Origin of the sequence: Streptomonospora wellingtoniae (assembly GCF_031845375.1) — a bacterium.
Taxonomy (GTDB): Bacteria; Actinomycetota; Actinomycetes; order Streptosporangiales; family Streptosporangiaceae; genus Streptomonospora; species Streptomonospora wellingtoniae.
Map to the genome: position 1 here is coordinate 1 of NZ_JAVREK010000088.1, position 317 is coordinate 317.

Annotated in this window: 1 pseudogene; it reads right to left on the reverse strand. The window is 69.1% G+C overall.

From position 1 onward, the window contains the following. Positions 1-317 (reverse strand): annotated as a pseudogene (locus RM446_RS24750) (hypothetical protein); the annotation flags it as partial.

Consider the following 317-nt stretch of genomic DNA (forward strand, 5'->3'; position numbering starts at 1 on the left):
GCATGACTTCGCCGGTGTCGGGGTCGGTGAGGACCGGTAGCCCGGTTTCGGGGTTGTAGGGCTGGCCGGTTTCGGGGTCGACGGGGAACGGCTCGCCGGTGTCGGGATTGATCGGCAGCCCGGTCTCCGGATCCGTCTGCAGAGTCTGGCCCCCGGTGTCCGGATGGTAGGCCTCACCGGTGACGGGGTTGATCGGCATGACTTCGCCGGTGTCGGGGTCGGTGAGGACCGGTAGCCCGGTTTCGGGGTTGTAGGGCTGGCCGGTTTCGGGGTCGACGGGGAACGGCTCGCCGGTGTCGGGATTGATCGGCAGCCCG